The following is a 20,730-nucleotide window of genomic DNA, read 5'->3' as shown; positions in this document are numbered from 1 at the left end:
CCTTATTTACTGTTTCCTGCTGATCGATGGTACTTTGTTTACGCCCCTTCTAAAAAAGCGTTATAATGATAAGACTGCTTTTTTAGGAGGTAAGCGATAAATGCATATGACTGTAGAGCGTGTCTCGTATATACACGAGGATGAAATTAATCATTTTATAAACGAAATTACGCATGCTTTTGATCCTGGAAACGAGACAGAATCTATAGCCATTCGACTTGCCGTTTCGATTGTTCGAAAAGGCGTCATTGAATATAAAGTAAACACCTCTGCTTCAGAAGAGATTGTTGTTGCAAGTTTAAATGATGTAGATGACCACATTGTTCGTATTTTTTTTGAAAGAATGGAAACCCACTGTACTTGTGGCAAAACGAATTGGTGTACACACCGGGTAGCGGTCATTTTGCATCTCTATTCTCAATTTCATTCTGTCACTGATTGGCTGCATGAATGGAAACGTTCCGAAAGCGATCAACTGGTTTTATCCATTGCAGAACGAACACCTGAAGCATGGATTGAAACGTTGTCACGTCTCACCTCCCCCTTTCGTCGGCTAGATTTGACCGAGAATCCAGGAGTCTTTATACATGAATGCGCTCTGAATGAGCAAAAAATGGCTCCTCTTTCACCTTTCGAATGGGAATGGAAACCATTATTTGAACTCTATTATCGGCTGCATCTATTGGACGCAGCTTGGCCATATGTACAAACACATTTAGGCGGTAACTCCTCGTCCTTTTTCTATGGCAAATGGCATTTAAAAAACTGGCTAGTTGAACAACTGGAGAAATTGGAAGATAACGTCCATGCGATCCGGTCTAAACCGAGATTGTTTGAAACAGATTCGTTCTACGAGCAGTTGAAACAATTGGTACGTAAATTTACGCTTGGGCATTCAGCACTTTTTGAAGATCGCTTTGAGATCTACCGCTTATTTTGGCAGGAGCTTTTTCAACAAAAAAGAGAACACGAAAAAGAATTGGCAAAACTCCAAGAGATCCAAACAGAAGAAGCAAAAGTTTTCACAGCATTTTTCTATGTCATGCAAAGTCGGCATCATGAACTAGACACACTTATCCGAAATACATCAATCGTTCAATCGGCGATTTGGCTCCCCCTTGCGGATACCGCCGATAAATTGGAAGATTCACAAGCACTTTCCATCATTATGGATGCACTATTGCCGCTCATTCACGAAATAGATGAGTTTCAATTAACTAAACAAACTGAGTTTCTGCGGCGAATAGATGGGTTGCTCGAAGCAGCAGACTTCCCAGACGCTACGAGGGAAAATTTATTCATAAACTATGGCCTTGCCAGTGTAGATGTATATGCTGACTTTCTTATTGAGCGTGAACGATTTGCGGAGTGGTCAGCGCTCATGCATCGTTACCAAGTATCCTATAATACAATTGAAGCGAGTAGCTTAAAAGTCGCATTGGCCAAAGATCCCACGGCTGTTTTTCCACTTTTGCATACGTATGCAATGCGCTTTATTCAAGAAAAAAATCGACATAGTTATCGGCATGCCGTTAGATTGTTTAAAAGGATGAAAACTGGCTCTAAAAAAAGCGGTAAAATTGCATTTTGGAATCAATATATCGATGCTGTACGAGATAAAAATCGCCGTCTACGCGCTTTAATGGAAGAAATGGAGAAGGGAAATTTACATTTATGAGCAAGTCAATCGGATTGAAACATCTTTTTCAATTGAAAATCGATCGATCCTCACCAGAGGTGTTTTCCATTTCTGCTGAAGATGAATATGGCCATTCGGTCGATCCAGACAATCTTGTTTCTTATTTATTTTTTAGCAATGAGCAAGCGTTTTTCGGGCTTTTCGCCAACACAAACAATGGATGTGTTCATTTGAATGCCAATGAACTTCTTCAAGCATTTTCTAATCCCCATCCTTTCGCATCATTTGTTGGACTAACAAACGATGATGAGCGACAGCTTGCTTCTATTTATGAAGCAGCAAATGCTTGGCGTCATCCTAGTTTATGGAAGTTTGCAAAAGTCGTTGATGGCGTGCTGCAGTTTGATGAAGGGCAAGCTGGAATTTCTCATGAGGCAGCGAATATCATTTATTTTGCAGTACAGGAAAAGTTAGGTGAAATGACGATTCACCCCGAACAATTCGCCGCATTACTCCCCCACTTACAGGTCTATGGATGGCCGGGGAAATCCGATCAAACAGTACCCATTCAAGTAGCTTTCCGTTTAACAGAACCCGAGTTGGATACAGAATCGGAATGGCTGCTTGAGACCACTATTGTGAGCGAACGCGGTGCGCATTGGACACCAGCTGTACGTAAACTTCAGGCTCCTATTGAAGAGGCATTGCCCGTAAAGTGGAAATCATTTGCGGCGGGCATTTCTCAAAAGCAAAGGGAGATGGCATCGCTTCTCACATCTATTGATATCGAAGTCGATGAAAAATTTCTTTCAATTCCTATGACTGATGCAGAAGTTCGGGTGTTTATCCAACAAGATCTGCCTTTATTCCAGTCATTTGGATTTCCAGTCATACTTCCTGCCTGGCTTAAATCGATTACGGAGTCTAAAATGCGTATTCGCACAACTGCGGGAATTCAATCGTATAAGTCTTCTACAGGTCTCGACGAGGTACTTTCATTTAACTGGAGCTTTTCACTTGGTGAAAAAGAAATAGACGGTTCCTCTTTCCGAAAACTTGTTGATGAAAATCGGGAATTCATTCGGCTTGGCGATGAATGGTTCCACATTGATCCGCTTTGGCTGCAGAAAATTCGGGCGTTAATGGATCGGGCGGATGCCGGAGAGTGGACAGTAAAGGACTTATTGTTCCAAGAAATCCCAGAAGAAATCGTACCGATTGAAGACGATGAGTATGAAGATCCCCTTTTAACTTTTTCCATGCATCAATCGCTCAGACAGTATATGGAAATGTTGTCGGACAAAAAAGGACTTCCAGCTGCTAAACTTTCACCTCGACTTCAGGCAGAACTTCGACCTTATCAAGTAGATGGATTCAACTGGCTTACATTTATGCGCGATCACGGATTTGGTGCGGTTTTGGCTGATGATATGGGGCTTGGTAAAACAGTACAGCTCATCGCTTATTTGCTTAACGTACATGATCGGAAAGCAACCGAGATACCGTCATTAATTATTTGTCCGACAAGTGTTTTAGGTAACTGGCAGAAGGAAATAGAGCGATTCGCGCCGTCACTTAACGTACACACGCACTACGGAGCAACCCGCGCCAAAGACGACCAATTAAAGACTTTGATCGATACAACAAAGCCGAACGTTATATTAACAACGTATGGCACTGCTTCCCAAGACGGCGAACAACTTGCAGAGGTGCAGTTTGCCAGCATTACACTAGACGAGGCACAAAACATTAAAAATATGCAGACGAAACAATCGCGTGCCATTCGTAAATTAAATGGACAGCACCATATTGCATTGACAGGAACACCTGTTGAAAATCGGCTTTCCGAGTTGTGGGCGATCTTTGACTTCGTCCATAAAGGCTATTTAGGAAGCTTCCGTACATTTACCGATGACTTCATCGTACCGATCGAAAGGGACGATGATGAAGCGGGCAAGCGTAAACTCCGCGCAAAAATTCGTCCGTTTTTACTTCGGAGAACAAAGGATGACCCGGATTTACAGCTTAATCTGCCAAAGAAACAGGAGCAAAATGAATATTGTCCGCTCACAACTGAACAGGCAGCTCTATATGAAAGCTTTTTAGAAGAAACAAAATTTAAATTAGAAACTTTATCTGGCTTTGAGAAAAAAGGACTTATTTTAAAAATGTTAAGCCGATTGAAACAGCTATGTAATCACCCAGCCTTATTTTTAAAAGAGCCTTATACACCTGCCAGACAGCTTTTAGAGCGCTCTGAAAAGTTACATCGCATTGTATCGATGGCCGCTGAAATTGCAGAGAACGGTGAGCAGTGTCTAATTTTTACCCAATATATCGGAATGGGCCAACTAATCCGTCAATGCCTGGCTGAGCTTTACGGTATTGAAGTACCTTTCTTAACGGGCAGTATGCCTAAGGCTCAGCGTGATCGGCTCGTAGAAGCATTTCAACAAAAAGAATTTCCAGTTTTCATCCTTTCCTTAAAAGCGGGTGGAACGGGTTTGAATTTAACGAGTGCCAATCATGTCCTTCATGCGGATCGTTGGTGGAATCCTGCGGTTGAAAATCAGGCTACAGATCGTGCCTATCGTATCGGTCAAACACGGTTTGTCCATGTGCATAAGTTTGTGACGATCGGAACAATTGAAGAAAAGATCGATAAGATGCTTGCGGAAAAAGCGGCTTTGTCAGCTGAACTTATCCAATCGAGCCAATGGATCACCGAGTTATCCGATTCGGAGCTCGATGACTTATTATCATTTGGCTAATTCCTCTGAAGATCTTAGCGTCTTAATGGGCGCTGAGATCTTTTTACATGCGTTCAATCGGTGCAGCTCTATTCATGAACATTGTTTTTTTCTGATTTTCTGCTTTCTCTAAACGATTCAGACGCTCATTCAAATTAGCGGTAATATGGATTAATTGACCAATTTGAAGTTCCATTCGAATAAGGTCTTGTTGGAGTTTGTTCATGTCCATAAGCGATTCCCCTTTCCTGTTGAAATTGGAAGCAAAAGCGGTCTTTTTGCTTCCAATTATTGGCGTAAATCATCCCCGTAGATGACGTATTAGCGATCCGTCACCTTTCCAGATCTCCTTTTTGCTATGGCAATTCCCCAATTGCCATAGCTTCCTCACTATTCTATTAACCTTTTTTTACGGTACTCGTTCCACACTATCCATATTTAGTTGTGCTGCAGCTTCTCGGCTTTTCAACCCCTCTCGGCTAATCGGTTCATCCATATACGATCCGACTAAAAAATTGGCAACGCATCACTTTCATGACTGGGCAGCTGAAAATGTTTCTTTTCATCATGATCCTTGGCAGGTGGCATTGTCGGATCAGACTCACCGTACAAATTTTCATTGCCTCTTTTTTTCGTTGAAAGGAATCGGATATCTTCTCCAATTACTTCTGTCACATACACACGACTTTTATCTTCCCGTTCGTATGTTCTAGATTGTAGCCGACCCCCAATTCCAATTAATGAGCCCTTTCCGCAATGCCTCGCTGTATTTTCTGCCAGCTTTCCCCATGTCGTACAAAGGACAAAATCCGCCTCAACTTCTCCATTCTTATTCTTAAAGTTACGGTTAATCGCCAGAACGAAGCTAGATTGGATACGCCCTTCCGATACTCGTCTTAAAATAGGATCTTTCGTAATTCGACCGACGAGTGCAACTTGGTTCACTCCTTTCCCTCCTTTCCGTTGAATTGGTTTTATCTTAATTCGAATGAATGCTTTTGGCAAAAGTCCAAATTGTAATTTTCAAGCGTTAACGATGACTAAATCTTAATTTTCAAACAACCGTTTTTATGGGATATTTAGAAAACCTGCATGAAAACGCATTTCCCGACACATCTGCCTATTCAGATAATTCGACTTTGGCACTTTTCAGAGAAAGTGTAAACCGTATGGTATACTTATAGAAAAATGAGTGAGGTGGCCATTTTGAAAACATTCAAAATGTTATCAGTCGGCATTTTAACCGATGACCAAATTCAAGATTTCCCATTAATCGATGGCATTATTATTAACCAAGAAAACAGCCACCGCTTATGGGTTCTCGAGATGTTTATCGATCAAAAATATGAGGATACTTTTACAAACTGGATGGCGTCTGAGGACTTACTCGAAGCAAAAGTGGTCATTTCCTATCCGGAGAACGAGCCGGCAGCCTTTAAAGTAGCAGTGAGTGCCGTCAAGAAGATCGGCGATAATATATCTGTTTTACTAAAAGGACGCCTCAAGCGGGCACGTGCGCAATATGCGGAACAGTTGTTGGAGGAGTTACTAGGCGAAGGATTAACAGGTGATGATTTGCTGGGTAGATTTGAATCCGACATGCGTTCACGTCCACGCTTAAAAAGAGACCAATTACAAAATAACGATTAATTGAGAAGGGGCTGTCCCAGAAGTGCTAGGCACTCCTGGGACAGCCCCTTTTATACGGCTTGCAGTTAGCGGCGAATATTGTCGTTCCGATTAACTTCACCTGGAAGTGTCGTATCGTCGTTTATCACGCCGTTAGGATTATTGTCATTAATGACTCCATCACGTACACCGTTGCCGTTAATGTTGTTTCGATTATTATCGATGCCATCAAGATTAGGCCCTGTTTGCCCATCATTCACATTCGGCGTCCAGTCTCTTGCACGGTCTTCCACATTTTGCATTGGCGTTTCATCATTCCTTGGAAGGGCACCATTATTCATACAAGCAGTTAGTACGAGTCCAGACATAAGAACAAGCGGTATCGCTTTTTTCAACATCCATTTTCCCTCCTCTCCACAAGCCGTCTATCATACAAAACCGTATGATACTAAGTAGGTTGACCAGAAAGGAAGGAATTATCCATCATTTATCGGGAAGATTCCATGAGTTTTTTTAACAAACCTTCAACGTATACTGCTTCTGCTTTGCAGTCATACTCATAGTGCGTATTAAGCTTTTCCTGCATAATTTGAATTTCTGCAATTTGCTCCTCAGATGGCGGTTCGTTTAAAATACGGGCAATATTTTCATTGATCCGCACGGCTAAATCTTCATGAAACTGTACATCCCGTTTTATATCATCTGGGATTTTTGCATACCAAAGTGCTCGCGTCGTAATGTATTCACGCCATTTTACGATAAAGTCGTCAATGCTGTATCGATCTTCATCCCATTCAATTTCACTCATATATTGTTCAAAGGTCTGTGTAATAGACCTTGTGATACTGCTTTTCAAATTTGGAGAAAGATCTTTAAACATACTGATTGAAAACCTCCTACTTTATTAAGAAGTACGAATGTACTGTTTTGACCTCAAAGATCCGATTTTACTTTTCGACAACTGGTCCTAGCGCAAAAGTGATTTCGGTTTCACAGGCAATTTCACCCTCTACGGTTGCGACGGCTTTTCCCTTTCCAATGGATCCGCGGAGTCGTGTAATTTCAACTTCAAGGCGCAATGTGTCTCCTGGAACAACTTGTCTTTTAAAGCGGCAATTATCAATTCCCGCAAAAAAGGCAAGCCGGCCCCTGTTTTCTTCTTTTTGAAGAAGTGCCACCGCTCCTACTTGTGCAAGTGCCTCAACAATTAAAACACCTGGCATCACAGGATAACCAGGGAAATGGCCATTAAAAAATTCCTCATTGATTGTCACATTTTTTAACCCTACTGCACGTTTTCCTTCTTCGACTTCGAGCATTCGATCGATCATCAAAAATGGATAACGATGCGGAATAATTGCTTGTATTTGTTCTGCAGTTAGCATGTTCATTCCTCCCAGCTTTTATGTAGCTATTAACAAAATTTTCTATTTCGTTTTACCGTTGATAATATCCAATATATGAACCCACGTTTCCTTTTTCAATACATCTCCCGGATTTCCATCACCGATAATGCCGTATCCGATCATCGCCCCAACAATGGCTGCTCCGACCAGCAGTACAAGCACAAGAATAATCCGAAGCCAAATGGGGAAAATACGAACTTGTACCCACTGCGGCTTTTTTGGTGTTCCGTTATCCCTTTCCGGCGTTTTTTCTTTCCGTCTTTTGGGAAGGGGCGGGGTAGTATTGCTTTGCTTTATCACATCATTTTTTTCATCTGTCATCGCTAGTACTCCCTATATGTCCTAACATTTCAATATTATCTAATATTGTTAATTAGTCCGAGCATTTGATCTGCTAACGTTATGGTTCGCGCATTCAATTGATAAGAGCGTTGCACACCGATCAAGTCTGTCATTTCTTTTTGAACGTTGACATTAGATCCTTCCAGTGCCCCATTCTCAAGTCCAATCATTTGCCTTTGTTCCCCTTGCAAATTAATGGCGACCTCTTCTTCCCGAATGCCAAGTTGTGCAAAGTTATTCGGGAACCCTATATATGTAGACGAAATATGTTCCATTAAGTTTGGACGTTCTATCGTTGTAATTCCTAGTGTGATTTCTTCCATCGATCCGTTTTGATGGGTTAACTGTAAAATCCCGTTTGATTTCACTGTATAAGATTGAACATGGTCGGAAAACGTAATTGGATTTCCAGACTGATCCGCAACGGGGTAGCCATCGCCGTTCACGAGCATCACCTGATTGTCTGCTATAGGCGACATGTAGAAATTCCCTTGCCGGGTATAGACTGTCCGTGTTCCTCCGTCCATCGGCATGATGACGTTAAAATATTGTTTTGGTGCAGTGAATGCAAAGTCGAGTGGACGACCCGTCGACTGTAAGCCGCCAACTTTCCAATTCACTTGGGCTTGTCCAAGCATCGCGCCTGACCCATAGCGTATCCCTAGCGGCGATTGGCGCGGTGCTTCGTCCGTCTTGTCGTTTTGAAATTGTTGATAAAGCAGCTCATGAAATTTTGCTTCACTTGCTTTGTAGCCATGTGTTGAAACGTTTGCCAAGTTATTGCCGATTAGGTCGATCTGATGCTGCAATTGCCCTAATGTGTTCGTTGCTGTTGTCATTGTGCGTATCATACGCCAAACCCCCTTTCAACTGACGGATTAGCCATTAATTGATACGCCCCACTTCATTTACCGCTTTTTCCATACTGCGATCATAGGCTTGCAAGATTTTTTGATTGGCCTCAAAAGCCCGGTAAGCGGTCAGCATGTCAGTCATTGTTTCAGCGGCATCCACATTAGACCCTTCTAGGAAGCCTTGGCGCGTCATGTAAGACACCCCTGCGCTTTCTGCCGCATTTGGAAGGTTTCCACCATCAGCAGTCCTAAATAATCCGTTTCCTTCCTTTAAAAGGGTTTCTGGACGATCAGCAAATGAAATGCCAAGTGTTGCAACTGCTGTTCCCTCTTCTAGAATGACACCGTTCTCCGTTAGTTGGAACTCGTCATTTTTCAATTGAATACGCTGTCCGACTTGATCCAACACATAAAACCCTAGTGCATTGGTCAAATAACCATTTGGAGCTACCGTGAAATTTCCATTCTTTGTGTAAAAATCTTGGCCGCCTTCTCCTTCCAATCGAAAGAAAATGGCACCTTTTGTTCCATTGTCATTCGCCGGTAAAGCGCCCTCAATGAGTGCCACGTCCGTCGTCAGCTCTGTTTCTTGCAACGAGCCTTGGATAAATGATGGCAATGTCTCTTGCATATATACACCCGTTGAAATAGATCCTATAGGCGATAGTCCTTTCATATGCACCGGGTTTTTCGTTGGTATTTTCGTAGTATCTAAACGCGACATGAGCATTTCTGGGAATGAACGAATTGCCGCCTGCTCTGCCTTGTAGCCTGGCGTATTGGCATTCGCTAAATTATTTGCTAACATTTCCGTTTTTCGCTGCTGTGCAATCATTCCAGATCCGACTGTGTAAAATCCACGAAACATGTACTCACCGCCTTTTAATTCTGTTTCTCATAGATGTCTTGCAACTTTATCGATATTTTCAAGTAATATACCCGTTCCGAGCGCAACGCAATCGAGCGGGCTGTCGGAAATAAAGACAGGCACTTTGAGCTCGTCTGCTAATAATTGATCGACGCCGTGCAGTAGTGCTCCGCCGCCCGAAAGAAAAATGCCGCGATCGATAATATCGGCTGATAATTCTGGGGGTGTTTTTTCCAAAACATTTCTTGCTGCCTGTACGATCTCCCGGATTGACTCCTGAAGTGCACGGCCAACTTCTTCTGAATGAACGGTAATTGTGCGTGGTAACCCTGTCGCCAGGTCACGGCCACGAATATCCAACTGCTCATTTCGAGAACTCGGATAGACGGATCCCACTTTCAATTTAATATCTTCTGCAGTTCGCTCCCCAATAAGCAATTTATATTCTTTTTTGATAAATTGGTTAATGTCGTTATCGAACGTATTTCCCGCTATGTTAATGGATTCCGATGTCACAATGTCTCCCATAGATAATACAGCCACATCCGTTGTACCGCCGCCGATATCAATCACCATATTACCGCTCGGTTGAAAAATGTCCATCCCTGCACCAATTGCAGAAACTTTCGGTTCTTCTTCCAAGTAAATTTTCTTACCGCCAGCCTTTTCAGCTGCCTGCCGAATCGCTTTTTGTTCCACGCTTGTGATATTCGTCGGACAACAAATTAAGATGCGTGGTTTGGACCAAAATCCTTTGACGTTTAAGCGGTCCATAAAATGTGTCAGCATGGCTTCAGTTGTGTCGAAGTCCGCAATCACTCCGTCTTTCATCGGCCGAATGGCAATGATGTTTCCCGGCGTTCTTCCAACCATCCGTCTTGCTTCTTCACCAACTGCAAGTACTTTGTTCGTTTTCTTGTCGATCGCTACAACAGCAGGCTCATTCAGTACGATCCCTTTTCCTTTCACATGAATCAGGACGTTAGCTGTACCTAGGTCGATCCCGATATCTTTTGCAAACATTGTCTATGTTACCCCTTCCAACTAGGTCATCGGTTACCCCATTTATGTATACTCTCCTAACAAACAATCTTACCATAGTCAACTAAAAATGAAAATTAATAAGAGGATATTTTTAGAAATTAGAAGGGAGTTTTTAGAAACAATCAATTACGCCTCGGCGGAATTGCGTCCAGATTTTGAATCGGGCTTGAGGCCAACAGGATGTTGGTCATGCAGTCGGTGCGACAGGACGTCGCGCACTTAGACTGCCTTCTTTAATTCCTTTCAAAATCTGTGACATCCAGTTGCAAGCGCCAGCCTCTCGGGTCGTTTCGATCTCGCCCAAAAGGTGCAAAGTGCACACCTTTTGTGACAAGCCCTCCAACGCCTGTCGAGGCTAGACGGCGCTTTCCACTTTTGACATCCGCCGGAGGCTTTATCTTTATTCAGCAGTCGTTTGAAAACTCGCTGAACAGAAGACAAAACTGCATTCATCCCACCATCTATAAAGTTGGGATGAATGCTGAATAAAGATAAAAAAGGCAGGTCGCTAATCTAATGCGACACCGCCTTTTTCTTATCGGCTTCCAATTTTCTTCGATTCGTTCATCCATTTTATCCGCGTCGCCTCTCCACCCCGTAAATGTCTGACAGACTTATGATAGGCAAGTATTTTGGCAACTTCTTCTGACAATGCCGCGTCAACATTTGGCAAACGCTCCGTCAGATCTTTATGAACCGTGCTTTTTGAGTAGCCCGTTACCTTCGCCAAAGCCCGTACGGTAAGTCCCGTTTCTAGCAACATTTTTCCGAGGCGCACGCAGCGCCTCCGTATTTGCTCGTGCACGCCCTCTTCCTTTCCTGGTCAGCTACGAATCTGTCCTATATCCTATGCGGGCGTTTGCTTAGATATGCGGGCGAAAGATGGATGTTTTGGGAATTAGCGGGAGGAAATTGAAGGAATTGCAGAGAATTCGCAGTCCGGTGTGGGAAACTCAAGGGGTGGTGCGGTGAACTCATGACATGTTGAGGGAAACTCGCCACACGTTGCGGGGAACTCAGAGCACGTTGAGGGAAACTCGCCACACGTTGAGGGGAACTCATGACATGTTGAGGGAAACTCGCCACAAGTTGCGGGGAACTCGCGACATGTTGAGGGGAACTCATGACATGTTGAGGGAAACTCGCCACACGTTGCGGGGAACTCATGACACGTTGCGGGGAACTCGCCACACGTTGTGGGGAACTCGCCACACGTTGTGGGGAAACTCGCCACACGTTGAGGGGAACTCATGACACGTTGAGGGAAACTCGCCACACGTTGCGGGGAACTCAGAGCACGTTGAGGGAAACTCGCCACACGTTGAGGGAAACTCGCGACATGTTGAGGGAAACTCGCCACAAGTTGCGGGAAACTCGATACATTTTATTTCAAAAAAAAAGCCACTCCAATTAAATTTTGGAAATGGCTTGGAATGTTGTGCTATTTAGAATGCTAGATAAGAGCGTGGGTTTACTGCGACGCCGTCTTTTTGTACTTCGAAATGTAAGTGGACGCCGGCTGCTGGATTCCATTCATTTTGTGTAGCAGTTGCGAGTGCTTGTCCTTGATCTACTGTATCGCCTTTTTTCACAACAACTCCTGAAACAGAACGATAGATTGTTTTTAAACCATCAGCATGAGATACAATAATTTCATCACCTTTAAAAACATCGGCAATCACATCTTCAACTGTACCGCTAAGTGCTGCAACAACTTCGAATGGCTGGCCTTCTACTGAGATCGATACGCCTGTGTTTGTCATATACGATTGATTAAAGACGAGTAAAGCACTTTCTCGCATATCAGCTTCGGCTTCTGTATCATAATACTCTTGTAAAATGGCTACCTTATCTAGGAGGGCTTCATCAAATGGATATTTGAGCATCTCCTTTGCAGCATTCGTTTCGACAACCACATCATCAGTTGGGGTAGTTTGTGCTACGTCCGTCGAACCTGGGGAATCTACTTTCATGAATGCGTTATAGCCCCAGATCATGGCGACGAAGACGACAGCGATACCCGAATAGACTACCGGCCAAAACCAGCTCTTTGTCTTAGCACTCACTTTTTTCTCTTGAGAAGGGGATTTCGGTTTTTCTTCTCGCATTATCATCACCTCACTTGCTATTGTCTGCAAGTCAAGGAGTTTTTAAACATTCAGATTCAGATAGAGCGAAATTTTTTATTTCTGTGCCTTTGTAATAGTGTAAAAGAATTTTTTCGGCAGTCCAGCCTTTGCGGGCAAATGCCTCTGCTCCGTACTGGCTCATCCCTACGCCATGCCCGTAGCCAACTGTTGTGACATGTACAATCTCTTTCTCTAGATCAAAAGCAATATTAAAATCAGTAGATGCCAAGCCAAGCAATTCTCGCATTTCCCGACCGCCCATTTCAAAATTAGTCGTAACCGCTTTTTGAACGCGCCCCGAAGAATTTCTAACGAGTTGCAGCGACTTAAATTGATCAGTTGTCCAATTTGTTCCTAGTGCTTCGTTCCACTCAGCTAGCGGCAGTTTCAATTGGCGTTTAAATTTGGGTGCGATGTCCTCCTCCCCCGGACTTTCCACACTTTGCAAATAAGCAATTTCATTGCCGCTAAAATTGAGGGCCGTTTCTGTTTGTCCATTGGACGTCGAAAAGAACATGGCAGAAATCATTTGTTCCTCGTAGACTATGATTTTTCCCGCAGTTGCCTCTACCGCTGCACGTACTTTTTCCTCATTGCGTTTAAAATCTTTCCCCCATCGTTTTTTTCTTTCTTCCTTTGTTTTATAGGCTTGTGCAGAAACGTCGGCGGCAATCGGCTTTTGGCCATTATTCGTTGTCCGCAATGCATATGTACGAGCTGCCACTGCTTGCGCCTTGAGTGCTTCTTCATGAAAAGTAGTCGGCATTTCCGCAGCGATAACGCCGACGACATAGTCCTCAAGTAAAAGTGGCTTGTCCTCTCCCGCAACTGTAATATGGACTTGGCAATCGGCCTCCTCCGTCATTCCTTTTGACGGTTTCGTTACTTCTGGTGTTTGTCTTAGCAAAAAAGGGACGAAAAATAAGAGTAGGATGAAAAAAACGGCAAGTAATTTGTCCATAGTCAATTATATGAAGCACGGTTTTTTTTATGCTTTTTAACCATTGAAAAAGACCATAGACAAATGTCTACGGCCCAATGATTATACATGTTGTGTTTCTTCAATTTTCACCTTTGGCTCATCTGATATGCGCGTAATATCTGCACCTAGTGCTTGTAATTTTAAGTGGAAGTTGACGTATCCACGGTCTAGATGTATTAATTCTGTTACACGTGTCACGCCTTCCGCAATTAAACCAGCTAGAATGAGTGCAGCCGCAGCACGAAGATCTGTCGCTGCTACTTCAGCGCCTTGCAAGTTAGATGGACCCGTTACAATAACAGACCTACCTTCAATTTTAACATTGCCGTTCATCCGACGAAACTCTTCCACATGCATGAAACGATTTTCAAAAACGGTTTCCGTTAAAACACCTGTGCCATGTGCTGCCAACATAAGTGCCATCATTTGAGATTGCATATCTGTTGGGAATCCCGGGTGCGGCATTGTTTTTAAGTCAACAGATTTTAATGGATGCTTCGCAGTGATGCGCATACCTTCTTCTAAATCAGTAATAACAACGCCCATCTCTCCTAGTTTGGAGATCAACGCAGCATTATGCTCGGGAACGGCGTTTTCAATGATCACATCGCCACCTGTAATCGCAGCGGCTACCATAAATGTTCCTGTTTCAATACGATCCGGAATAATATGATGCGTTGTGCCATATAATTTTTGTACGCCTTCAATTCGAATGGAGTCCGTGCCCGCCCCAACTACTTTTCCGCCCATTTCATTGATGAAGTTGGCAAGGTCGACAATTTCCGGTTCTTTTGCAGCGTTCTCAATGATGGTCGTCCCTTTTGCTAAAGCCGCCGCCGTAATAATATTCTCAGTTGCGCCGACGCTTGGGAAGTCAAGGTAGATTTTCGCACCTTTCAAACCGCCCTCTGCTTTTGCTTCGACATGTCCATGGCCAAATGTAATTTCAGCCCCCATTGCCTCGAATCCTTTTAGATGTTGATCAATCGGTCGTGAGCCGATTGCGCATCCCCCTGGCAATGCAACACGTGCAAATCCGTTACGGGCTAGAAGCGGCCCCATGACAAGGATCGAAGCACGCATTTTACGAACATATTCAAAATGCGCTTCGCTTGACAGCGATCCCGATGCATCGATAATTACCTCATCCGCCTCGGGTGTATATTCTACTTTGGCATCTAAACTTCTCAGTACTTCATTAATCGTACCGACATCCGAAAGATTTGGGACGTCACGTATGATATTTGAGCCTTCTGATGCAAGCAAGGCTGCAGCAAGCACTGGCAATACAGCGTTTTTTGCCCCTTCAACGCGCACATTTCCCTTTAGCGCGCGTCCACCATTGATAATAATTTTATCCACAATAAGCCCCTCCGACTTCAATTTATATCCTCTGCATTAAAATCTTTTATAAAGTTGAAATTGCACTGAATGCGAATTTTTAATATAAAAATCCACATAGAAACTGCAACTGGATAGCTGCAGAAAAATCCATTTTATAAGGTTCACAAAATTACTCTTAACGTCAAACATTTACTATTTTACAGTGCCCTAGACCGGTAAACAAGCAACCTACGGGCTATTTTACAATCCTCTATCATAATAATTTATAATATGTACAAATTTGAGGATTCGTGCCATACTAACTACAACTTATTGTTCGTGTCACGGACTTTGAAGCGCCGCTTACCGCTAGTACATCGTCAATTCAAAAATCCGAATATCTTTACGCTATGGCCTAACTGTTTGGTACTAGCCATCGCCCCATATACGGTTATGTTGTCGGAATGCTGTTGGATGCTCATTCTCATCCATATATGCGGCGATAACATGTACCGTATGACTCCCAACGAATTGCTTACATACATTTCCCTTAAATTTAGCGCTTGAAACGTTCAAAATTCCGACAATAATTTTAGCCAAACATCAATTACGCCTTGGCGTAATTGCGTCCAGATTTTGAATCGAGCTTGAGGCCAACAGGATGTTGGTCATGCAACCATTGCTACAGGACGCAGCGCACTTAGGTTGCCTTCCTTTAGTCTTGCAAAATCTATGACATCCGCCGGAGGCTTTATCTTTATTCAGCAAGTGTTTGAACACTTGCTAAAAAAGGACAAAACTACATTCATCCCATCACCTATAGAGTAGGGATCTACCGCTGAATAAAGATAAAAGGAATTCTTCCTGACCAATAGGATATCTCCAAAAAGAAATTCGATACAGCCCAACCGATTGCTACACTAAGTAAAATAAAAAGCAACTGCGCTTGCAATACGCGGTTTTTTCTAATTATTTTTTCCGGCATGATGGCTTGCAGCGCGTAAAATGCAATTCCGATAAAAAATATGTGCGAAAAAATGACTAGCATTGGCTGATATCCAATCATACCACTCATGCAGATCTTGCCTCCTTGAAATCTTATTCTTCTACTCAATCATTAGATTGCTAGCTACAAATTTTACCAACTAAACCCGGATGAAACAACATTTATCATCGAATTTCGACAAAGATGTAATATTTGTAACAAAGAAAAGCGTAGGGCGATTAAGGAACGCAGTCTAAGTGCGCGACGTCCTGAAGGTGCCTTAATTTCTGCAAAGTCCGCAGAAATACGGCAAATCGAACCCTTCGCCGTTCGATTGGCAACGGCTGACTGACTTGCATCCTGCGAGCCTCCGAGCCCTTAGGCGCCCGGAGCTAGACATTTAAAAAAAGGACGGACAGAAGAATGACTCCCCTGTCCGCCCGAAATAACTACCATACAAATTACGACCGTGTACCATGAACTTTAATACGTAACATGGCACGTTGTAATTCAAGTTCTGCTAATTTATAGTCCAGATCCTCTGATTTTACACGCAACTTATCTTCTGCGCGTTTGGCAGCTTGTTGTGCGCGTGCTAAGTCAATGGAGGATGCCATTTCAGCGCTTTGCGCTAAAACAGTGACTACATCCGGACGAACCTCGATAAAACCGCCGTGAACGGCAACATGTTCTGTCGAGTTATCCTTTTTTAAGCGAAGAGCGCCAATTTGAAGCGGTGCAACCATCGCGATGTGGCCGGGAAGAATCCCAATTTCACCGTTTTCAGTAGTCGCGATAACCATGTTTGCTTCCGTTTCGGAAACTGGTCCGTCGGGAGTGACGATATTGACTTTAATTGTCTGCATTTTTTTCCCTCCTGAACCCTTTTATTAGACTTCTACGCCCATGCCTTTTGCTTTTTCAATCACTTCTTCAATACGTCCGACTAGACGGAACGCATCTTCCGGAAGGTGGTCGTAGCGGCCTTCTAGAATTTCTTTGAAGCCTTTGATTGTTTCAGCAACAGGCACGTAAGATCCAGGCTGTCCTGTAAATTGTTCCGCAACGTGGAAGTTTTGAGACAAGAAGAACTGGATGCGGCGTGCACGTCCAACAACAAGTTTATCTTCTTCGCCGAGCTCATCCATACCAAGAATTGCGATGATATCTTGAAGCTCACGGTAACGTTGAAGTGTTGATTGAACTTGTCGCGCAACTTCGTAATGCTCTTCGCCAACGATTTCAGGGCTTAGTGCACGTGAAGTGGATGCGAGTGGGTCAACCGCAGGGTAGATCCCCATCTCAGAAAGTTTACGCTCAAGGTTCGTCGTCGCATCAAGGTGAGCGAACGTCGTAGCCGGAGCTGGGTCTGTGTAGTCATCCGCTGGAACGTAGATCGCTTGAATGGACGTAACAGAACCAACGTTTGTCGATGTGATACGCTCTTGAAGCTGACCCATTTCCGTTGCAAGTGTCGGCTGGTAACCAACCGCAGATGGCATACGGCCAAGAAGTGCCGAAACCTCGGAACCTGCTTGTGTAAAGCGGAAAATGTTATCGATGAACAGAAGAACGTCTTGTCCTTGCTCATCACGGAAGTATTCTGCCATTGTCAAACCAGTCAAGGCAACACGCATACGTGCACCTGGCGGCTCGTTCATTTGACCGAATACCATCGCTGTTTTATTAATAACACCAGAGTCTGTCATTTCATAGAAAAGGTCGTTTCCTTCACGCGTACGTTCTCCAACACCCGCGAATACAGAAATACCTCCGTGCTCTTGTGCAATGTTGTTAATAAGCTCTTGGATTAGAACTGTTTTACCTACACCGGCTCCACCGAATAGACCGATTTTACCACCCTTGATGTACGGCGCAAGCAAGTCAACAACTTTAATGCCCGTCTCAAGAATTTCAACGTCTGTTGAAAGGTTTTCAAAAGTAGGTGCTTGACGGTGAATTGGGTCGCGGCGCTCAGAAGCCGAGATTTCCTCACCAAGGTCAATAATTTCTCCTAGTACGTTAAAAACACGTCCAAGTGTAATGTCACCAACTGGGACTGATATTGCAGCACCCATATCCTCTACGACAGAACCACGTTGTAGGCCGTCTGTAGATGACATCGCAATCGTACGAACAGAATCGTCTCCAAGGTGCAATGCAACTTCAAGCGTTAACGTTTCAGCTTCCGCGTTTGGACGTTCAATTTGGACCTTCAAAGCGTTATAGATCGCTGGAAGATGACCGTCTTCAAACTTAATGTCAACAACCGGACCCATAACTTGAAGTACATGTCCTTTACTCATACCTTTCCCTCCTGTCTTACTGATGGCCGTGCGAGCCCGCTCTTATTCGAGAGCGGCGACTCCGCCAACGATCTCCGTAATTTCTTGCGTGATCGCAGCTTGTCGTGCACGGTTGAATGAAAGTGTTAAATCATCTATTAATTCAAATGCATTATCTGTAGCAGTCTTCATCGCTGTCATACTGGAAGCATGTTCGCTTGCTTTCCCATCAAGCACCGCCCCGTAAATGAGACTTTCTGCATATTGTGGCAGGAGCACTTCAAGAATTGCTCCAGCAGAAGGTTCAAACTCATACGAAGAAGTGTCGGGTGCCGATGTGATATCCGTGAGCGGAAGCAATTTCTTTTCCGTCACTTCACTTGAGATGGCAGAGATGTAGTGGTTGTAATACAAGTACACTTCATCATAAGTGCCGTCTGTGAACATGCCAACAGCTCGGTTCGCGATGTGTTTAATTTCATCAAAAGAAGGATGATCAGACAGACCTACCGCGCTATCTGCAACGTTATACCCAAGGCGATTGAAAAACTCTAGACCTTTTCGGCCGATCGCAACGATCTTGACTTCGTCTTTAGACGTATGTCGAGCTTCGATCGCTCTTTTGGCTGCACGTAGAATATTCGCATTGTAGCCGCCAACAAGACCTCGATCTGATGTTACAACGATATAACCGGTCTTTTTCACAGGACGTGAAACGAGCATCGGATGACTAACGTCGGTTGTTGCGGATGCAATTGCACCGACAACTTCTTGAATTTTGTCCATGTAAGGAACGAATGCTTTCGCGTTCAATTCTGCACGGCTCAATTTAGAAGCTGAAACCATCTGCATCGCCTTTGTAATCTGACTCGTCTTCTTTGTTGACTTAATACGTGTTTCAATATCGCGTAATGATGCCACTGGCAATTCACCACCTTATCGTTTTGTTAGATCTATTGTTTGTACAGAATCTTATGCGGATGGTACGAAGTTCTTTTTGAACGCGTTAATCGCATCAGCCATTACGTCATCTGACGGAAGATCTTTTGTTGAACGGATATGTTCGAAAACTTCAGTGTGGTTTGACTCCAGCCAGCTTGTGATTTCAGCTTCGAAACGTAAGATGTCTTCGACTTTTACATCGTCTAAATATCCGCGTGTCAATGCATATAAAATCACAACTTGGTATTCAACGCGAAGCGGTTTGTTCAAGTCTTGTTTCAATACTTCAACTGTGCGCGCACCGCGGTCAAGTTTTGCTTTTGTTGCAGCATCCAGGTCAGAACCGAACTGTGCGAAAGCTTCAAGCTCACGGTATGCTGCCAAGTCAAGACGAAGTGTACCCGCAACTTTCTTCATCGCTTTAATTTGCGCTGAACCACCTACACGGGATACGGAAAGACCTGCGTTAATCGCTGGACGTACACCCGAGAAGAATAGGTCAGACTGAAGGAAGATTTGTCCGTCTGTAATTGATATTACGTTCGTTGGAATGTAAGCAGAGATATCTCCAGCTTGTGTTTCAACGAATGGTAGTGCCGTAATAGACCCTGCACCAAGTGTATCGTTCAATTTAGCTGCACGCTCGAGTAAACGGGAGTGCAAGTAGAATACGTCACCTGGGTAAGCTTCACGACCTGGTGGACGTTTTAGTAGCAAGGAAAGTTCACGGTATGCTGCCGCTTGTTTTGATAGGTCATCATAAACGACAAGAACGTGTTTACCTTGGAACATGAATTCCTCGGCCATTGTTACACCCGTATATGGTGCTAGGAAAAGAAGTGGTGCTGGCTGTGAAGCCGAAGCTGTTACGACGATTGTATAGTCAAGTGCGCCGTTTTTACGAAGCGTTTCAACAACACCGCGAACAGTCGATTCTTTTTGTCCAATGGCAACGTAGATACAAATCATATCTTCGTCTTTTTGGTTCAAAATCGCATCGATTGCAACTGTTGTTTTACCCGTTTGGCGGTCACCGATGATCAATTCACGCTGACCACGTCCGATTGGAACAAGCGCATCGATCGCTTTAATCCCTGTTTGAAGTGGTTCGTGAACCGATTTACGCGCCATAACCCCTTGTGCTGGGCTTTCGATTGGACGCGTTTTTGTTGTTGCGATAGGACCTAGTCCATCCACTGGTTGACCAAGTGAATTGACAACACGGCCAATGAGTTCTTCACCAACTGGCACTTCCATAATACGGCCTGTACGACGTACTTCATCGCCTTCTTTAATGTCTGTGTATGGTCCGAGGATAACGATACCAACGTTGTTCGCTTCCAAGTTTTGCGCCATACCCATAACACCGTTAGAGAACTCAAGAAGTTCTCCAGCCATGACGTTGTCGAGGCCATGAGCACGTGCGATCCCGTCACCGATTTGGATAACAGTACCAACTTCGCTCACTTTCATCTCAGATTGATAATTTTCAATCTGCTGCTTTATGAGTACACTGATTTCCTCAGCTTTGATGCTCATGTATGTCACCCCT

The 20,730-nt window shown here is 43.8% G+C and carries 21 protein-coding genes; 3 read left to right on the top strand and 18 right to left on the bottom strand.

Features of this window, described 5'->3' with window-relative positions:
- Nucleotides 1-100 precede the first annotated feature (100 nt).
- Together AU377_RS05925 and AU377_RS05920 are read left to right on the top strand one after the other, a co-directional pair.
- Nucleotides 101-1,678 carry a hypothetical protein gene (locus tag AU377_RS05925; RefSeq protein ID WP_067405596.1) on the top strand — a complete coding sequence of 526 codons (1,578 nt, stop codon included), beginning with the start codon at nucleotides 101-103 and terminating at the stop codon, nucleotides 1,676-1,678.
- Complete coding sequence (locus AU377_RS05920; protein ID WP_067405593.1) at nucleotides 1,675-4,410, top strand: DEAD/DEAH box helicase; 2,736 nt, start codon at nucleotides 1,675-1,677, stop codon at nucleotides 4,408-4,410. Before AU377_RS05925 ends, AU377_RS05920 begins: the two co-directional genes overlap by 4 nt.
- Nucleotides 4,411-4,453: 43 nt before the next feature.
- Here AU377_RS05920 and AU377_RS15480 read toward each other — a convergent pair whose 3' ends face one another.
- Both AU377_RS15480 and AU377_RS05915 read right to left on the bottom strand, forming a co-directional pair.
- Nucleotides 4,454-4,621, bottom strand: coding sequence for a hypothetical protein (locus AU377_RS15480; protein WP_156450388.1), 168 nt, complete (start codon nucleotides 4,619-4,621; stop codon nucleotides 4,454-4,456).
- A gap of 275 nt (nucleotides 4,622-4,896) precedes the next feature.
- Nucleotides 4,897-5,334: a single-stranded DNA-binding protein gene (locus AU377_RS05915; protein WP_067405590.1), complete on the bottom strand. Its 438-nt coding sequence runs from the start codon at nucleotides 5,332-5,334 to the stop codon at nucleotides 4,897-4,899.
- Between the two features lie 261 nt (nucleotides 5,335-5,595).
- Here AU377_RS05915 and AU377_RS05910 point away from each other — a divergent pair, with 261 nt between their 5' ends.
- Nucleotides 5,596-6,039: a YwpF family protein gene (locus tag AU377_RS05910; protein ID WP_067405588.1), complete on the top strand. Its 444-nt coding sequence runs from the start codon at nucleotides 5,596-5,598 to the stop codon at nucleotides 6,037-6,039.
- A gap of 65 nt (nucleotides 6,040-6,104) precedes the next feature.
- On the opposite strand, the gene AU377_RS05905 is transcribed toward AU377_RS05910, so the two are convergent.
- From AU377_RS05905 to atpA, 16 genes are all read right to left on the bottom strand, one after another.
- A complete protein-coding gene (locus AU377_RS05905) occupies nucleotides 6,105-6,416 on the bottom strand; it encodes a hypothetical protein (protein WP_067405584.1) in 312 nt (103 codons plus the stop codon).
- Nucleotides 6,417-6,505: 89 nt separating this feature from the next.
- Nucleotides 6,506-6,898 (bottom strand): hypothetical protein, encoded by a 393-nt coding sequence (locus tag AU377_RS05900; RefSeq protein ID WP_067405581.1) that lies wholly within the window; start codon nucleotides 6,896-6,898, stop codon nucleotides 6,506-6,508.
- Between the two features lie 67 nt (nucleotides 6,899-6,965).
- Entirely contained in the window at nucleotides 6,966-7,403 is a 438-nt protein-coding gene (fabZ, locus tag AU377_RS05895) for a 3-hydroxyacyl-ACP dehydratase FabZ (protein WP_067405579.1), read from the bottom strand.
- A 42-nt stretch (nucleotides 7,404-7,445) separates the two neighbouring features.
- Nucleotides 7,446-7,745 (bottom strand): DNA-directed RNA polymerase subunit beta, encoded by a 300-nt coding sequence (locus tag AU377_RS05890; protein ID WP_067405576.1) that lies wholly within the window; start codon nucleotides 7,743-7,745, stop codon nucleotides 7,446-7,448.
- A 35-nt stretch (nucleotides 7,746-7,780) separates the two neighbouring features.
- Entirely contained in the window at nucleotides 7,781-8,617 is an 837-nt protein-coding gene (locus tag AU377_RS05885; RefSeq protein ID WP_067405574.1) for a flagellar hook-basal body protein, read from the bottom strand.
- A gap of 34 nt (nucleotides 8,618-8,651) precedes the next feature.
- Nucleotides 8,652-9,488: a flagellar hook-basal body protein gene (locus AU377_RS05880; RefSeq protein ID WP_067405572.1), complete on the bottom strand. Its 837-nt coding sequence runs from the start codon at nucleotides 9,486-9,488 to the stop codon at nucleotides 8,652-8,654.
- Between the two features lie 27 nt (nucleotides 9,489-9,515).
- Nucleotides 9,516-10,511 carry a rod shape-determining protein gene (locus AU377_RS05875; RefSeq protein WP_067405570.1) on the bottom strand — a complete coding sequence of 332 codons (996 nt, stop codon included), beginning with the start codon at nucleotides 10,509-10,511 and terminating at the stop codon, nucleotides 9,516-9,518.
- A 556-nt stretch (nucleotides 10,512-11,067) separates the two neighbouring features.
- On the bottom strand, nucleotides 11,068-11,337 hold the full coding sequence (locus tag AU377_RS05870) for a sporulation transcriptional regulator SpoIIID (RefSeq protein ID WP_067405567.1): 270 nt from the start codon (nucleotides 11,335-11,337) through the stop codon (nucleotides 11,068-11,070).
- A gap of 640 nt (nucleotides 11,338-11,977) precedes the next feature.
- Nucleotides 11,978-12,640, bottom strand: coding sequence for a M23 family metallopeptidase (locus AU377_RS05865; protein ID WP_067405564.1), 663 nt, complete (start codon nucleotides 12,638-12,640; stop codon nucleotides 11,978-11,980).
- 31 nt (nucleotides 12,641-12,671) lie between these two features.
- Nucleotides 12,672-13,622 carry a stage II sporulation protein D gene (spoIID, locus tag AU377_RS05860; protein ID WP_067405559.1) on the bottom strand — a complete coding sequence of 317 codons (951 nt, stop codon included), beginning with the start codon at nucleotides 13,620-13,622 and terminating at the stop codon, nucleotides 12,672-12,674.
- 81 nt (nucleotides 13,623-13,703) lie between these two features.
- Nucleotides 13,704-15,005 (bottom strand): UDP-N-acetylglucosamine 1-carboxyvinyltransferase, encoded by a 1,302-nt coding sequence (murA, locus tag AU377_RS05855; protein WP_067405554.1) that lies wholly within the window; start codon nucleotides 15,003-15,005, stop codon nucleotides 13,704-13,706.
- Between the two features lie 793 nt (nucleotides 15,006-15,798).
- Nucleotides 15,799-16,041, bottom strand: coding sequence for a DUF1146 family protein (locus AU377_RS05850; protein WP_067405546.1), 243 nt, complete (start codon nucleotides 16,039-16,041; stop codon nucleotides 15,799-15,801).
- A 371-nt stretch (nucleotides 16,042-16,412) separates the two neighbouring features.
- Nucleotides 16,413-16,817 (bottom strand): F0F1 ATP synthase subunit epsilon, encoded by a 405-nt coding sequence (locus AU377_RS05845; protein WP_067405537.1) that lies wholly within the window; start codon nucleotides 16,815-16,817, stop codon nucleotides 16,413-16,415.
- Between the two features lie 24 nt (nucleotides 16,818-16,841).
- The gene (atpD, locus tag AU377_RS05840) at nucleotides 16,842-18,257 is read right to left on the bottom strand and encodes a F0F1 ATP synthase subunit beta (RefSeq protein ID WP_067405530.1); all 1,416 of its coding nucleotides are present in this window, start codon (nucleotides 18,255-18,257) and stop codon (nucleotides 16,842-16,844) included.
- Between the two features lie 42 nt (nucleotides 18,258-18,299).
- A complete protein-coding gene (atpG, locus tag AU377_RS05835) occupies nucleotides 18,300-19,157 on the bottom strand; it encodes an ATP synthase F1 subunit gamma (protein ID WP_067405527.1) in 858 nt (285 codons plus the stop codon).
- A 51-nt stretch (nucleotides 19,158-19,208) separates the two neighbouring features.
- Nucleotides 19,209-20,717: a F0F1 ATP synthase subunit alpha gene (gene atpA / locus AU377_RS05830; protein WP_067405524.1), complete on the bottom strand. Its 1,509-nt coding sequence runs from the start codon at nucleotides 20,715-20,717 to the stop codon at nucleotides 19,209-19,211.
- Nucleotides 20,718-20,730 lie beyond the last annotated feature (13 nt).

This window comes from Sporosarcina sp. HYO08 (assembly GCF_001563475.1).
Taxonomy (GTDB): domain Bacteria; phylum Bacillota; class Bacilli; order Bacillales_A; family Planococcaceae; genus Sporosarcina.
This window is presented reverse-complemented; position numbering and strand designations above follow the sequence as displayed.

Excerpts from the sequence above, each read along its gene's own strand:
- AU377_RS05850 (WP_067405546.1), bottom strand. The coding sequence starts at position 16,041 with ATGAGTGGTATGATTGGATATCAGCCAATGCTAGTCATTTTTTCGCAC.
- AU377_RS05885 (WP_067405574.1), bottom strand. The coding sequence starts at position 8,617 with ATGATACGCACAATGACAACAGCAACGAACACATTAGGGCAATTGCAG.
- AU377_RS05845 (WP_067405537.1), bottom strand. The coding sequence starts at position 16,817 with ATGCAGACAATTAAAGTCAATATCGTCACTCCCGACGGACCAGTTTCC.
- spoIID (WP_067405559.1), bottom strand. The coding sequence starts at position 13,622 with ATGGACAAATTACTTGCCGTTTTTTTCATCCTACTCTTATTTTTCGTC.
- AU377_RS05900 (WP_067405581.1), bottom strand. The coding sequence starts at position 6,898 with ATGTTTAAAGATCTTTCTCCAAATTTGAAAAGCAGTATCACAAGGTCT.
- AU377_RS05925 (WP_067405596.1), top strand. The coding sequence starts at position 101 with ATGCATATGACTGTAGAGCGTGTCTCGTATATACACGAGGATGAAATT.
- AU377_RS05880 (WP_067405572.1), bottom strand. The coding sequence starts at position 9,488 with ATGTTTCGTGGATTTTACACAGTCGGATCTGGAATGATTGCACAGCAG.
- AU377_RS05905 (WP_067405584.1), bottom strand. The coding sequence starts at position 6,416 with ATGTTGAAAAAAGCGATACCGCTTGTTCTTATGTCTGGACTCGTACTA.
- AU377_RS05920 (WP_067405593.1), top strand. The coding sequence starts at position 1,675 with ATGAGCAAGTCAATCGGATTGAAACATCTTTTTCAATTGAAAATCGAT.
- AU377_RS05875 (WP_067405570.1), bottom strand. The coding sequence starts at position 10,511 with ATGTTTGCAAAAGATATCGGGATCGACCTAGGTACAGCTAACGTCCTG.
- atpD (WP_067405530.1), bottom strand. The coding sequence starts at position 18,257 with ATGAGTAAAGGACATGTACTTCAAGTTATGGGTCCGGTTGTTGACATT.
- fabZ (WP_067405579.1), bottom strand. The coding sequence starts at position 7,403 with ATGCTAACTGCAGAACAAATACAAGCAATTATTCCGCATCGTTATCCA.
- AU377_RS15480 (WP_156450388.1), bottom strand. The coding sequence starts at position 4,621 with ATGGACATGAACAAACTCCAACAAGACCTTATTCGAATGGAACTTCAA.
- AU377_RS05890 (WP_067405576.1), bottom strand. The coding sequence starts at position 7,745 with ATGACAGATGAAAAAAATGATGTGATAAAGCAAAGCAATACTACCCCG.
- atpA (WP_067405524.1), bottom strand. The coding sequence starts at position 20,717 with ATGAGCATCAAAGCTGAGGAAATCAGTGTACTCATAAAGCAGCAGATT.
- AU377_RS05865 (WP_067405564.1), bottom strand. The coding sequence starts at position 12,640 with ATGCGAGAAGAAAAACCGAAATCCCCTTCTCAAGAGAAAAAAGTGAGT.